Origin of the sequence: Liquorilactobacillus ghanensis DSM 18630 (assembly GCF_001435235.1) — a bacterium.
GTDB classification, from domain to species: Bacteria; Bacillota; Bacilli; order Lactobacillales; family Lactobacillaceae; genus Liquorilactobacillus; species Liquorilactobacillus ghanensis.
The window spans coordinates 20,245-33,622 of the sequence record NZ_AZGB01000006.1 but is presented as its reverse complement, the minus strand read 5'-3'; the positions used below and the strand labels follow the sequence as shown (position 1 = coordinate 33,622).

The 13,378-nt window shown below is 35.6% G+C and carries 14 protein-coding genes; 3 read left to right on the top strand and 11 right to left on the bottom strand.

Annotated elements, in window-relative coordinates; all coding sequences use genetic code 11:
* Nucleotides 1-411: 411 nt before the first annotated feature.
* The 4 genes from FC89_RS02820 to FC89_RS02810 form a co-directional block, all read right to left on the bottom strand.
* The gene (locus FC89_RS02820) at nucleotides 412-972 is read right to left on the bottom strand and encodes a recombinase family protein (RefSeq protein ID WP_057871041.1); all 561 of its coding nucleotides are present in this window, start codon (nucleotides 970-972) and stop codon (nucleotides 412-414) included.
* A gap of 117 nt (nucleotides 973-1,089) precedes the next feature.
* Nucleotides 1,090-1,386 carry a TSUP family transporter gene (locus tag FC89_RS12890; RefSeq protein ID WP_262340017.1) on the bottom strand — a complete coding sequence of 99 codons (297 nt, stop codon included), beginning with the start codon at nucleotides 1,384-1,386 and terminating at the stop codon, nucleotides 1,090-1,092.
* Nucleotides 1,387-1,537: 151 nt separating this feature from the next.
* A complete protein-coding gene (locus FC89_RS12885) occupies nucleotides 1,538-1,756 on the bottom strand; it encodes a TSUP family transporter (RefSeq protein WP_268872015.1) in 219 nt (72 codons plus the stop codon).
* A gap of 80 nt (nucleotides 1,757-1,836) precedes the next feature.
* Entirely contained in the window at nucleotides 1,837-2,490 is a 654-nt protein-coding gene (locus FC89_RS02810) for an NAD(P)-dependent oxidoreductase (RefSeq protein ID WP_057871040.1), read from the bottom strand.
* 631 nt (nucleotides 2,491-3,121) lie between these two features.
* Between FC89_RS02810 and FC89_RS12520 the strand changes: the two genes are divergently transcribed.
* Both FC89_RS12520 and FC89_RS02800 read left to right on the top strand, forming a co-directional pair.
* Nucleotides 3,122-3,433, top strand: coding sequence for a hypothetical protein (locus FC89_RS12520; protein ID WP_057871039.1), 312 nt, complete (start codon nucleotides 3,122-3,124; stop codon nucleotides 3,431-3,433).
* Nucleotides 3,434-4,174: 741 nt separating this feature from the next.
* Nucleotides 4,175-5,506 carry a hypothetical protein gene (locus FC89_RS02800; RefSeq protein ID WP_057871038.1) on the top strand — a complete coding sequence of 444 codons (1,332 nt, stop codon included), beginning with the start codon at nucleotides 4,175-4,177 and terminating at the stop codon, nucleotides 5,504-5,506.
* Nucleotides 5,507-5,721: 215 nt separating this feature from the next.
* On the opposite strand, the gene FC89_RS02795 is transcribed toward FC89_RS02800, so the two are convergent.
* From FC89_RS02795 to FC89_RS02780, 4 genes are all read right to left on the bottom strand, one after another.
* Nucleotides 5,722-6,600 carry an IS3 family transposase gene (locus FC89_RS02795; protein WP_235804368.1) on the bottom strand — a complete coding sequence of 293 codons (879 nt, stop codon included), beginning with the start codon at nucleotides 6,598-6,600 and terminating at the stop codon, nucleotides 5,722-5,724.
* A 17-nt stretch (nucleotides 6,601-6,617) separates the two neighbouring features.
* The gene (locus FC89_RS02790; RefSeq protein WP_057871036.1) at nucleotides 6,618-6,869 is read right to left on the bottom strand and encodes an IS3 family transposase; all 252 of its coding nucleotides are present in this window, start codon (nucleotides 6,867-6,869) and stop codon (nucleotides 6,618-6,620) included.
* A gap of 600 nt (nucleotides 6,870-7,469) precedes the next feature.
* Nucleotides 7,470-8,348 carry a hypothetical protein gene (locus FC89_RS02785; RefSeq protein WP_057871035.1) on the bottom strand — a complete coding sequence of 293 codons (879 nt, stop codon included), beginning with the start codon at nucleotides 8,346-8,348 and terminating at the stop codon, nucleotides 7,470-7,472.
* A gap of 45 nt (nucleotides 8,349-8,393) precedes the next feature.
* Nucleotides 8,394-8,876: a hypothetical protein gene (locus tag FC89_RS02780; RefSeq protein ID WP_057871034.1), complete on the bottom strand. Its 483-nt coding sequence runs from the start codon at nucleotides 8,874-8,876 to the stop codon at nucleotides 8,394-8,396.
* 609 nt (nucleotides 8,877-9,485) lie between these two features.
* Between FC89_RS02780 and FC89_RS12975 the strand changes: the two genes are divergently transcribed.
* The gene (locus tag FC89_RS12975) at nucleotides 9,486-9,590 is read left to right on the top strand and encodes a putative holin-like toxin (protein ID WP_057871033.1); all 105 of its coding nucleotides are present in this window, start codon (nucleotides 9,486-9,488) and stop codon (nucleotides 9,588-9,590) included.
* A 158-nt stretch (nucleotides 9,591-9,748) separates the two neighbouring features.
* Here the strand turns inward: FC89_RS12975 and FC89_RS02770 are convergent, their stop codons facing one another.
* The 3 genes from FC89_RS02770 to FC89_RS02760 are packed head-to-tail and all read right to left on the bottom strand — an operon-like array spanning nucleotide 9,749 to nucleotide 13,366.
* Entirely contained in the window at nucleotides 9,749-10,957 is a 1,209-nt protein-coding gene (locus FC89_RS02770) for an ArdC-like ssDNA-binding domain-containing protein (RefSeq protein WP_057871032.1), read from the bottom strand.
* 2 nt (nucleotides 10,958-10,959) lie between these two features.
* Entirely contained in the window at nucleotides 10,960-11,178 is a 219-nt protein-coding gene (locus tag FC89_RS02765; RefSeq protein ID WP_057871031.1) for a hypothetical protein, read from the bottom strand.
* A gap of 19 nt (nucleotides 11,179-11,197) precedes the next feature.
* Entirely contained in the window at nucleotides 11,198-13,366 is a 2,169-nt protein-coding gene (locus FC89_RS02760) for a type IA DNA topoisomerase (RefSeq protein ID WP_057871030.1), read from the bottom strand.
* Between the last annotated feature and the right edge of the window lie 12 nt (nucleotides 13,367-13,378).

The window sequence follows — 13,378 nt, the reverse complement described above, 5'->3', positions numbered from 1 at the left end:
GGGATTCCCTTTTCAATAGGATTTTATTCATTTACACAAACTATTTTATACTCTCATACGTTGAACATCAAATCGTACAAGCTAATATTATTTTGAAAATAGGTTCCTATTTAGAAACTAAGTCTTATAATTAACATAGAGTGACTAACTCTTTATCAAAATACCCACAAGGGGCCTGCTCAACTAATAATTGAGCGGGCCTTTTGTGGGTCATATTGATTTTTATAACAACTAATATTAATAAACAGCTAATATAGATAGTTCCTCCAATTTAAAAATAAATTTTGCTTAAAAACTAGTTAAACCAAGTGATAATCCTTCTATATGAGTGGTTATTTGAGTCTTCATTTTTAAACTATTTAAGCCATCTTGAGTAATTTTAGGATCAATCTTTTGCAATTCTTAGCATACCTATTTTTCAATTAACTTAAAACGTCGCTGCTGCGTGCGTTTACTAATCCCCGTCTTTCGTTCAATCATTTTATAGGTCATGCCCTGTTTTCGTAATTCGTAGGCAAATCTGATCTGTTCATCAGAATACGTTTTCGGTCGCCCTTCTCGAAACAACGGATCGTGTTGCTTGGCATACAATTTACCTTCTTGTGTGCGTGTGACAATCATATCGCGTTCAAACTGTGCAAAGGCACTAAATATTGTAAAAATGAGTTGGCCAGTCGGCGTATTATCAATTAACCCCATATTCAAAATGTTGACTTTGACATTTTCTTTAAACAACTCTTGTATAATTGCTAAAGCTTCGCGTGTATTCCGCGCAAACCGATCTAACTTAGTCACAATTAAAGTATCACCTGTTTTTAGAACCCGCAATAGTTTTTGGAACTCTGGTCGTTCAGTAGTTGTGCCGGTATACTTTTCTTGGAAAATTTTTTGGGCACCGGCTACTTGTAATAGCTCAATTTGATTTGCTAATTTCTGATCAGTGGTACTGACCCGCGCATAGCCATATTTCATTCTTTTATCTCCTAACTTATGTCATTAAGTAATGACACGGCTCTGGCCCTTTAATTATACAGCATCAAAAAAGAGGCCACAACTATTAAGTTGTGACCCCTTTTTACAATCTACTGATTAAATAATGATTTTGATTTCCATAATAATCAACAATACCCCCATAATTGGTGGTAACCAAGTTGAGCTGTGATTGAACTTGATCATTATATAAGGGGCAATAAAAGCTCCAATCATTAGTCCAATTTCGACATTCCAGTCAACTTGACCATTAGAAACATGTAACAGCGCACCAACTATTGAAGTCCCAATCAACACATAAGCCGATGTTGCCGCAGCGTTAATCATGTCTAATCCCATTAATAATAAACCAGCTACAATTGGACCTCCACCGCTGAGACCGTCAATTCCGACCATTAAGCCACTTAAGAAGCCATAATCAATTGCTTTAAAAGTATTATCATGGGTAGCATCTTTAGAAGCATTAGACTGCCGTATTTTTAAAAAGATTTGAATTCTAAACTTATGAGTATTAACCCGATAATAATGGTGTAAACCATTTTAGAAATTAAAGGGCCAATAAAGAACCAATAATCACAGCTGGTAGCGCTACAATTAACATCTTATTTCCAATTTTGAAATTAACTTCACCTTGACAATAATAAGCATATGCTCTTAATAATAGGGAAGGAATAGCCGTAATCAAAGAGATTGTTGCAGCAGTTGCAGCCGGCAAATGAAAGAGTGTCGTCAAAACACCAAGATAAATTGCACCGCCACCACCCATTGAAATGACGAAGAGACCAACTAAGATGCCAATTGTAAATAGTATTAGTATTACTATTTACATTAGTTAAGCCCCAATTTTTAGCGATCAGCAACTGTGAATCGTTCTTTTTGATGTTGTGGTTTTTCAATTTCATTAAGAATAGCAACAGCCATTGTACCTGCAGAAGTTTCAGAAACACCTTTTTCATTAAATAAAAGTTCATCTTTACCCAAAAGAAGTTCAGTTGCAGCACCTGGATGGAAGTTAATCGAAGGTGAAACACCAACCCAATCAACATTCTTAACAGTTCTCAGGAATGTTAATTCAGCAAATTGATTACGTGGTACTTCAATAATTGCTTGTACCTTAGGATTCTGTTCCATATCATGAACAAACAAATGATGATCTTCTCCAGTTTTTAAACTTCCAGCTCCTAAAATGAAGACCAAACGCTGCTTAGCACCACGAAACATAGCAATTAATTTGGTAGCTAAATCAACATGCAAATATGCTTGGTCAGGACTTGAAGCAAAAGCATCAACAATAACATCACTGTCTGCTAAATCTGCTTTAGTCAATGCAAATACGTCTTTAGCAATTGTCATTAATTGTTGGCTGTCTTTGCTAGTAGCTAATTTAGCTAATTTTTCTAAGGAACGTCCAATTGCGAGTACGTGGTGCCCACGCATTAAGGCCTCATTAACAAGAGCCTTCCCTGTCATACCAGTTGCACCAATGATAGTTATGTTCATTTATCTTGTCTCCTAACCATATAGTCTTTGAGAAGAATAAAATTTTTTCTTACTAAAATAAAGTGATTGGTAAATGAGCGTAATTTTATTCGTTTATTAATGTAGTCCTTTCTGTTTGGATAGTCACTATTGTTTCCGTTGGGTAGGTAGATTGTAATTGAATCGTTTGCTAAAGAAAATTTGGAAATCAATCAACCTGATCTGGAATACAACCAAAGCCTGAAACATTAGCCAGTTTTGTTAAGGCATGCTACAATGGAAATAGAAAAAGGAAAAACTGATGGAATAGGGATTCCCCTACAAGCCGCTTTGAAGATAGTGACATAATTACAAATTACATTAATGTCGTCCCGTAACTTGCCAAAGTTATGATTGTGGCGGCTTTTTTATTTGGGGGTGCTTGTCGATATAGCTAAGTGGCGCAATTAAAAACGTGCCAAACAACATCAACGAGAACTCATTGACTGTGAAACCTTCCTGAAGATTATTCCATGTTCCCATGGGCCTCACCTCGCAAGGAAAAAGACAACCACCACCCTTAAGCCTTCTTGTTTAATCTATTATACAGTGGAAGCTAGAGATCAACTAACTCTAACCAAAACTAGTTTTGAGTTAAGAGCCATTTGTTAGCTTGAACAATTGGTTTGTGCGTTTGCACGTCAGGCTTGATTTTATTATTGAAGAGCTCTCGGCCATTATTTTTCTTGATTTCTTCAGCAGTTATGTTTACTTGGGCACCATTTTACATAGTGATAATGACCCACTGAATTCTGGTAAGTGGATGTATAAGATGTTATTTTTAACGTTGCTAGTTGATGCTTGGAATTGTGAAATTTCTTTCTTTACTTCTGCTGGAGTTATCAAAGAAGCATGCTTACCAACCTTAATTTTCAAGGCTTGTTTTAAACAGTGGATAAATTTCCTTGTAGGTATTTTTATTTGAAATCTCATTGCAAATCTCTGTTAGTCTATTTTTCTGTGCTTGATTTTCTGTATAGACTCCTGTGGACGATATTTTATTAAAAGCCAGTATGACATCTCTTTTGGGAGTTGGTGGAACCAAATAGAAGTTGAATTTAGGACCGTACTGATATCCTATGTATAATCTTCCAGAAATAACTACTAGCAAAGATACTATTATCAATGTAATTAATTTTTTGTGTTTTTTAAAAGATTCCACTCTTTAAGTCTTAGGTTGCTCTCAACTTAATTTTAACATATTGAGAAATACGCCTAACTATCATGAAATATTGATAAATGAGTTAGATTCAAGAAAGGGCGCTATCTTACGTAATCGTTGTTCTGATGAAGTTCGCCACAAAAATATTAGACGTGATTTTCTGGAAGAACCATCGCTAGATGCAATCAGTTACGACCAAGTCTTTAAAACCTAAGACAGGATAAGTTATTCTTGTAATTATAATCAATATTCTTTTGTTTAATACGGAAAAACAGGCAACGCAACATTGTAATTGGTAGATTACAAATCTAGGAAAATTCTATAATTAATCCGAACCAAAATAAAAAAGCAAAGTAATCACTTCTTATGTTTGCAAACGGGTAGGATTCACTTCTTATAGATTTTACTATTGAGACAGCCTTGAAAATAATAGATGTATGCTTTATAATCCTGAAGTTTTGACAAGCATCCAATAACTATTTTTTAAATAATGCGGGGGAAATTATGAAACAAAATATTCAGTCTATCGGAAATACTATGCTCAGTATTATCAGTAGTACAGTTGTTGTATTACCATTTATGATTTTTTTGAAATGGGGAAGTAGTCATACTGTTGTTGCAGTTTTGCCATTTGTCATCTTTTACACGTTTAGAACAACCGGAATTTTTTTCATTCGTGGCATAGGAACTAAGATAAATAGCTATATACTATTAAAAATAGCCATCTATTGTGGTCTTTTAGGTTCATTATTTGGTGTGGTTGGGGTGGCCTTTTCGGAATTAGAGCTTTTTTCAGGATTATTTCTCGGGTTGAGTGCTGCTTGGCTACCAATGGCTAACAACACTATTAATTATTATAAATTTGAAAACCATTTAACTGGCTCAAAAAATATAGGGATTACAGTACTGTTTTTAACTTTTCTTGGGATTGTGTTGATGTTACCAGATAACTATAGTTTTGCGATTTTCTTTGCAATTTATGGGCTTATGTATTTTCTGTCTCTATCATCACTAATGAATATTAAAAATTACGAAGTTCAAGTTCATGACTTAGAAGGCTACTCCTACCAATATATAATTTTGTTTTTTGTTTCATTCATCTTAGTTTTCCTTCTAAGATCTAGCCGCCTACTCTTGAATACCCTTCAATTCGATTACTTTGTGTACGGAACGTTCTTTTTAGTACTGTGTATGTTAATATGGAGTATGTTTTCGAGTCATCGGCCTCAAAGACGAGTGCCTAGTGATCTACGCTATCTAACGACACTTAATGGGGCACTTGGCAATTACCTCTTTTTATTTAGTTCACTATATGCAGCCGGATACTATGGTCATAGTCAACTATTCGTAAGATTTTACTTGCCATATGTTTTGGGTATAGTAATAGCGCCCATAATAAGTGGCTTAATTGGAAAAGAAAGCAAAAAAATGTCTTTAATTGGAATGACAGGTGGACTAATACTAGTATTAATCACGCCATTTTTTACAAGTAGTGTTTTAATATTAAGCACTTTTAAGAGTGTTTTTAATGGCTGGTTGACTAATGCGTATAGGCATCAAGATGAGTTACCAAAGGATAAACGTATCTGGGTTAAGTATACTATCCAAAGTATGGGGAGTATCGTACATCAGTTTGTTTTAATGATAATAGGTTCTTTACTTGTTCTGGACAATCAATCATCCATTAAAACCTTTTTTGTTATGACTAGTCAAAAAATCCCTACAGTAGAAAGCAGAGCTTTGATGAACAATTGGAATGGCATTGCAACAGGAATCCTATTGATTGCTCTAATCGGCTATGGATTAGTTTCAACAATAAATCGGCACAATGTTTAGTTGCATTTACTATTCCCAACTGAGAAAATAATAAGAACGCTGTCTGACACATAAAAATGGTGATAATGGATAAAATCCATCATCACCATTTTTTGGATTGTAGTCAATACGTGAGACAGATTTTAAGAGAGATCAAGAACCGCGTTTAGCTTCCACAGCTCAAATAAATCATTAATTTCGATTAATAACTTATTTGAACCATGGAAAGCATTAAATCATGCGGCCATTTGGTTCGCAATCGTTGTGATTTCAACCTGCAAGGGGGTCTGGTAGCTGAGTGAACTATGAATTCTTTTCCTATTATAAAAGGAATGGACATATTCAAAGAGGACTGAAGCTGCCGCTTCATAATTTTCAAAAACTGGAATTGGGTAAACGCATTCCTTTTTGAGTGAAGCATGGAAAGATTCCATTGGGGCGTTGTCATACGGGCAACCCTTACGGCTGTACGAGTGGCGGATATGTAGTTCATTTAAGCGTTTGTTATATTCATCGCTGGTGTACTGCGTACCCAGGTCACTGTGAATGATGAGGTCTTCAGTAATTGTCCGATTCTGAACGGCACTTTCAAGTGTCTTTATGATCAGCTTGGTAGCCATTTTTTTAGAAAAGGAATACCCGATAATCCGACGGGAGTGCAGATCCATGATGGTTGATAAGTAACACCAACCATCACGCTTAGTCTGAATATAAGTAATATCAGTTGTCCATTTCTGATTTAAGCCAGTGGTGGAGAAATCCTGCTTAAGCAGATTGGGACGCTGTTGAATCGCTTGTTTGGAGGAAGAGGTGGCCTTCCACTTCTTGATGGCAATCGAGTGAATATCCATCTCCTTCATGAGCCGAGAGACTCGACGAGGACTGCAGCGGCGCTGCAGAGGTTGAAGTTCCTTACTTAATTCATAGTGAATCTTCATGACGCCATATCTTTGTTTGAATTCAACGAAGATGCGGAAGATCCGCTGTTTCAGATCTTTGTCTTCCAGACTTCTTTTTGAGGGCTTGTGGGCTTTATAGCGATAGTAATGCGCTCTTGAAACCCCGAGGACTCGGCACATCTTAGTTACCTGGTAATTTTGGCTTTCTTGTTGGATATAATCAAAGATATCGGTTATCTCTGCGCAAGGAAGCCGAGGGCTTTTTTTAAGATTTCGATCTCCTCGGATAAAGCAGTTAAGCGTTTCTCCATTGCTTTAATCTCATCAGGAGTCTTACCTGACTTGTTTTGAGTTTGGGCTTGGACCCACTTATGAACAGTGGAATAGCCAATGCCATATTCTCTGGCAAGTTGAGCAGCGGATTCACCTTGTTTATAGAGATTGATAATATTCTGTTTGAATTCTTTGTCATAATGAGTGGTCATGTAAAAATTCCTTTCTTTTAAGAGACGATTGACTTATTATACCCTCTCTTAAAAGTTGTCTCAGGAACTAGCTTACATCCAATTTCTTCGATACACTTATTTTACCATAGAGGTTTAAGTTTTATAATAAGTAAATTTTTTATTGACACCGTTTACAATGTAATATAAAATATTAGTTGCAATATATATAGCATAGTTTTTTGAGTAAGTCGGTCGGTAAGCTGGCTTATTTTTCGTGTCTATTATTTGAGTTGGTTTTTATAGTGAGAACGAGGTCAAGGGTAGGTGTGGAGATTTTTTGCGATTTTCAAAAAATACTACCCGACCTTGACGAAGTGGAACGACAAACTACCGGCTGGCCGGAACAAGTAAGCCCCATACTTGTTTCGCCTGCCTAACGGCGAGTGCTAGGGGGTGCGGGGGATCCCCGCAATTGAGTTTAGAAGATTGCCCCTTTTTAAAGGGGCTAGGTTTGCAATTTTTGAAATTGTTTTTGCTTTTTAAAACAATAAAGTTCGTCAAGCGGTGGTGGTGGCTGGAGCGCCGACGGGCTTTTTTACAATAAAAAAGCGATTCTTTTTCAGAACCGCTTTTTATTAGTTAAATAGCTAATTTGTATTTTCCTTTTTCAATTCTAATAAATTCTTGACTGGTATTGATAGTTTGACGTATTTTCTCTTTCCAGTGTTGATTGTTTGCTGATTTTTTGCAACCGTCTAAGACCTTATAGACCTGTTGTAAATATAATTCCTTGCCTTTTTCTTCAAATACACTTCGAATTAAATCACGCCAAGTAATTTTGTCTAATTGCCTGATACTCATTTCAAAATCTTTGGTGTATTTTATGTTTAAAGTCCAGATTCCATTTTTCCGAAAAATAAGCAAGTGTTCATGCGCTATTGCAATCAAGGGATTTTTTGTAATGTAATTTTTCTTAGCAGAATAACAATTATGCTGAATTTTTATAATGTGTTCCTCTAGGTCGCCGAACCAAGTCATATCTTTAATTAAAGAATAATACTTACCTTTTTTTCTAACATCTCCAAGCAAAATAGCATGACGGCCACCATTCACTAGACAGTTGTATATCTTCTCGTTTATTAAATCTAACTCATTAATAAACTTATTATATGGCATTTTGTTTGATAAATCGTCCTGGTCATATGAGCTACGTTGCTGATTGTAGTCGATAATATCAAAATAAGGAGGGTGGCTAAAAACGAAATCGCTTGAAGCTGGTATGTCGTCTTTTAAAGCATTCCAACCATTCGCTAAATCTAAATGAATGCTGTTAGAATATCCTAAGTCCTTGGCAACGTCTTGGCCTGTACCACCGCCAGAAAAAACTTCAATAAAGTTTTTGGGCTTAAACGTATCTAGTAAATCATAAATTACGTGACCGCTGCAATTTCCACGCCACTTAGCATTTCCCCAATTTCCTCTGTCTTGATAGTCCATAATTGAATTATTTAAAATCATTTTTGACACTCCTTTAAATTATTAATGGCTAGTTTTCATTATTCTTTAAATATTGTTCAAAACGTTTTTAGCATTTTGAGCTTCTAAAATTAATCTAAGCGGTGGTTGGTCACCAATTGGAACAAAGCCATTGGTCATGGTAAAATTATCTAAATAATCAGATAGTTCAAACTCGTGTTGACTAGTTTTAAGTATGTTTGCTATTTCTTTTTCTTTATCTTGTTTTTGAATTTCAATTAATGTATCTAGGATATGATTAGCGTATCTATCACTTCTGGTTATTATTAGATTTTGCTGCAATATTTCTTTGTTAAGAGCCAAAACAAGATTATCTAAATCGGTCAGTGTTGGTTTTTCTATAAAAGGGGGAACTAAAAGATTTTCGATAATATAAAAACTATTTCTTTGTAAGTGCCTCATTAAATTGATTACTTTCCTTGAATAGATAGGCGTTTCAAGATATTTATTAATGCTTAATCTCTTTAAAAATTCCTGGGCTTGTTTGGTTACTTCTGCTGTGTTTTTCATTTATATCAAAACCTTTCTTTTTGCTTTTGGAGCTTGCTATGTGAGCCAAAAGGCTGTTTTTTTGCCTTTTGTTCGCGCAGCTTAAAACATCAAAAAAAGAAAAGCACAAGGGAATGCTGTAGAGAAATTTTTTGTGTTCTTCCAAAAATTTCTCGCCCCTTGTGCTTTGATTAGCGTTTCTTGGTGCTTTCAGTTTAGGCAACTTGGTTGTAGTGCCTGGACTGAAATAAGCCTAGAAACGCTTTTTGATGTTGAAGCCGACAATTTTGTCGGCGTATGCCAAGCGACAAAAGGCAAAAAATAAAAAGGAACTAAGATTACTTTTAAGTACCAGACTGGTTCTTAGAGTTTTGATGTAAACGATTTTTGAATAGAAACGGTTTTTGTGAGAATTTTGCTTGCAAAATTCTTTAAAGAGCGAACGGTGGAGGTGGTTGGAGTGAGTGAATTAACTAAATAAACATTTGATCTGATTTTCTTATGTCTTGATCTTCCTGTATAATAGCTTTTGTAGAGAAGTTAAGGCGGTGGCGATTCCTAAACAAAGGGGGTGGTGCTTATGGTGTAATAACCATTAAGCCCATAATTCCTGATGAAAGGAGTAGCCCTGTGTCTGTTTCAGACGCAATACAATTAATGCTGGCTTTCGGTACTTTTACCGTGACCTTAATTGCATTAATTGTTGAGTTGATTAAAAATCAGCCAAAAAAATAACCGCCTTAGCTCTGCAAAGCTAGCGGTTATTCGATCGTTTTAATTTTGCTACCGTCTAAACGGCTCTACGTGGGAAGCTCCGCTGAAACGGAGCTTCTTTTTTCTTTCTACATTGTAGCATGAATCTTTAGAACTTGGTACTAACTACTTATGTTAAATTAAATTTTTAATTGATGTTGTTGATCTTTCTCGGGTTGTTTAACTTCTTGATGTTGTTTTGCAAACTCATTTAAACTTTTTTGAGTTCGTTTAGTGATTTCTTCTTTAACAACTGTTAAAGAGTTGCTTAGCTTATTTTTTGATTGTTGATTATCTTTAACTTCTTGTTTTATGTTTTCAACCAACTTTTGATTATTTGTTTTCTTTGCCTGATCCAACTTGGCAAGGCTGATTTTTTGCTGACTTTCAAGTTTCTTTAAACCAGTATCTAGACTGATGTATTGACTGTTTAGTTTTTCGGTTGATATTTTGGCTACGTTTTGTAATTCTTCTTGTAAACCTAATTTGTTTGTTAAGATGTCTGTTATTTCAATAGACTTGTTGCTGACGTTTTGAATTTCACTTAATGCACTATGGATCAAATCTTTATCTTTAGCCCAGGTAGCCACATAGCCTAGTGAATAATCGCTCGTATCGACACCGATATTTTGCATAGCTACGTAAGCTACAGCTTCCGCTTGAGTTTCTTGGTATTCTCGTGGTCGATCTTTAAACTCTGATGTTAAGCCATGCAGTTGGCTATGGGCGTATTCATGATATAAGGTTTTCAGTTTTAAAGCTGTATCAGGTTCATCTTCACCAATGACGATTTCATTAGTGCTTGGTTGAAAATAACCTTTTGCTCCTCCAAGTTCAGCTAGGGGTTTTTCACTAACTTTAAGATTGGTGTTTTTATTCAAATATTCTTTAAATTCATCAAACAATGCGGTTACGTTTTTGTGTTCTGCTAAATGCTCTTTAACAAAATCTTTTACATTTATTAAATGTTCGCCTGTCGTTTGTTTAATGTCAAAAACTGGAATATAACGATAGCCAACAATTCCTCGTTCATCTGTTGTATTCAACCGCTTTTGATCTTCTGGAGTTAATTTTTTTATAATAGGGGCGGCAATTCGGATCGATTTTGCGCCTTTTTTTACTTGACGGTTAAAATCAGTTTTCCATTTTTTATAACCTGCAACCTCTGAAGCTGTTGGATCTTGCGAGTAAATCAGAGATACATTTCTGGAACTGTACTGATGAAACTTTGCTAAAGTATCTAAATATCCCTTGAATTTATCACTATCTGTTAAATCCAAAATTTTTTGTTCGGCATCATCTACAAGCTTTTTCCGCCATGCTTCTGCTTCGGCTTTAGTTGGTCTCATTGCTAAGCCTCCTCTTCCGGAAAATCAATTTCCAATAACGACTGGTTATCGCTTATTTTTAACTCTTTTTGACCATATAAGGCAACATAGCCATTAGCGACTTTTTGCCATGCAACTTGCCGATAACGTCCGTCACCGCTAACTTCTTCAATGTATTTAAAATCCTCTTTGCTATCCAAAACAGGCAACTCACTTGCTAAAACGTCTAATTCACTTGGCATTTTACTCACTCCTTATCTATTAATTAAAATCAAAACTAATTTTTCCATTTGTTAACTTCAATTTTGCGTCAAACTTCTTACCAGTTTTTTTACTTTTAAAGCCTTTTAACTTGGTGGTTGTACCTTTGGTAATCAATGCTTTAATTGCCGTTTTTCCAATTGTCTTTTCACTCCACTTCTTTGGTAAAGTAAATTTGCAAGATTTGTCAGCTTTGTAATTAGTACACCCATAAAACCTGCCTTTATCAACAATTTTACCTTGCTTGCAAAGCGGGCAAGTTCCTAATTGTGCTTGTTCATTTGCTTTAACTTCACTAACTTGTTGTTTTTTGACCTGATCGGTCAACGACTTACTCTGTTCCATTTGTCCTGGCACGTCATGAATCATTTTGGTTACAAACTTCTTGATTTGTTCTAGGAAATTATCCTGGGTTCTTTTCTTTTGACTAATTTGTTTTAATGCTAGTTCCCATTTAGCAGTCATAGCAGGGCTTGTTAGTAGGGGTTCTAATTCTACTGCCTTACACAAGGTCACGCCTTGATCGCTGACGTGCAATTTATTCTTTTGTGTAATCAAATATCCACGTTTCTTTAAAACTTCTAATACGTTGGCTCTAGTGGCTTCTGTACCGATCCCCTCAACGTCCTTTAAGACAGATTGCGCTTCTTCATCATCAAGCGTTTTCCCGGCCGTTTTCATAGCCGTAATTAATGTACCCTCACTGAATGGTACAGGCGGTGTTGTTTCCTTTTGTGGCGTTTTTAAATCCACTTGAACTTGTTGTCCTTTTTTGACTGCTGGCAAAGTAATGTTTTTGGAATCTTTTTTTTGTGAGTTTTCATTAAATAATGTTTTCCAACCTTGCTTAGTTGGTACATTTCCTGTAGCTTTAAAATTCGCTTTAGCAACAGCAATTAAAATATTCGTTTCCTCATACTCATATGGTTCAGCGAACATAGCTAAAGTAGTCCTCAAAACAAGATCATAGATTTGTTGTTGCAATTTTGGCAATGCTGCTAACTTTTCTTTAGTTGGCACAGTTTTAGTCATGATAATTGCATGATGTTCCTGGACTTTTTTTCCATTAACGTATCGTTTATTTGGCTCTGTCTGATTTAAAGATACATTGGCAGATACTAAACCCAGATACTTCACTAGATTTGAAACCAAATAATTAAATTCTTCATTAGTGATGTAAGCACAATCGGTTCTAGGATAAGTGAGTAGCTTAGCTTCATATAATGCTTGAACGGCTTTTAAAACATCACTGGCGCTAGCATGGTATTGCTTGTTAATCGCACTTTGTAAGCTAGAAAGTGAAAAAAGTCTAGGACTAGCACTTTTTTTAGCCGTTTTCGCTACACTTTTAATTAAACCGGGCTGTCGGCCTTTCTGAACGTTTTTTTCTTGCATGAATGTTATTAGGCATTTTTCATCTTTAAAACGTTGATAGGGGTCTAATTTTGCGACGAATTTTTGTTGATTAGCTAAAACTTCGGCAGTTAGTTCAAAATAGGGTTCTGGTTTAAAATTTTTAATGGCTTGATCTCTTTGATAAACCATATAAAGAGTTGGGGTTTGGACCCGGCCAATTGAGTACACACCATGAACGCCTTTTTTCCTTAGCAGTAGGGTATAAAGCGGACTTCCATTCATTCCAACTAGCCAATCGCTAATTTGACGTGTTTGAGCTTCTTTATAAGCTGGGTAGTATGCCCAACCGTCTTTTAAGTTTTTAAAACCGTTTAGGATAGCGTCCTTTTCAAGTGAGTTGATCCAAAGGCGTTTAATATCTTTAGTTTTGAGATTGATTTTTGCTTGATTCATGATCGACCAAGCAATATTTTCGCCCTCACGGTCACTATCTGTGGCAACAATTATCGTATCTGCTTTACTCAATAAATCTTTGACAACTTTAAATTGAGCTTTTTTGTCTGTTGGCACAATAAACTTGTAATTGTCGGGCATAATCGGTAAATTAGATAACGTCCAATGTTTGTACTTTTCATCATATTTTTCTGGTGTTGCTAATTCGACCAAATGGCCGAACCCGTAAGTGATAAAAGTATTTTGGGTCAAAACAGGGTCACTAACTGCATAGTAGCCCTGTTTTTTTGTGCTTTTTTGAAATACTTCAACATACGATCGAGCTTGACTTGGTTTTTCTGCTAAAATTACTGTAGTCATTTCATCTGCTCC

Coding starts and splice junctions, on each gene's coding strand:
- FC89_RS02820 (WP_057871041.1), bottom strand. CDS start 972: ATGAAATATGGCTATGCGCGGGTCAGTACCACTGATCAGAAATTAGCA.
- FC89_RS12890 (WP_262340017.1), bottom strand. CDS start 1,386: ATGGTCGGAATTGACGGTCTCAGCGGTGGAGGTCCAATTGTAGCTGGT.
- FC89_RS12885 (WP_268872015.1), bottom strand. CDS start 1,756: ATGGGTGGTGGCGGTGCAATTTATCTTGGTGTTTTGACGACACTCTTT.
- FC89_RS02810 (WP_057871040.1), bottom strand. CDS start 2,490: ATGAACATAACTATCATTGGTGCAACTGGTATGACAGGGAAGGCTCTT.
- FC89_RS02800 (WP_057871038.1), top strand. CDS start 4,175: ATGAAACAAAATATTCAGTCTATCGGAAATACTATGCTCAGTATTATC.
- FC89_RS02790 (WP_057871036.1), bottom strand. CDS start 6,869: ATGACCACTCATTATGACAAAGAATTCAAACAGAATATTATCAATCTC.
- FC89_RS02785 (WP_057871035.1), bottom strand. CDS start 8,348: ATGATTTTAAATAATTCAATTATGGACTATCAAGACAGAGGAAATTGG.
- FC89_RS02780 (WP_057871034.1), bottom strand. CDS start 8,876: ATGAAAAACACAGCAGAAGTAACCAAACAAGCCCAGGAATTTTTAAAG.
- FC89_RS02770 (WP_057871032.1), bottom strand. CDS start 10,957: ATGAGACCAACTAAAGCCGAAGCAGAAGCATGGCGGAAAAAGCTTGTA.
- FC89_RS02765 (WP_057871031.1), bottom strand. CDS start 11,178: ATGCCAAGTGAATTAGACGTTTTAGCAAGTGAGTTGCCTGTTTTGGAT.
- FC89_RS02760 (WP_057871030.1), bottom strand. CDS start 13,366: ATGACTACAGTAATTTTAGCAGAAAAACCAAGTCAAGCTCGATCGTAT.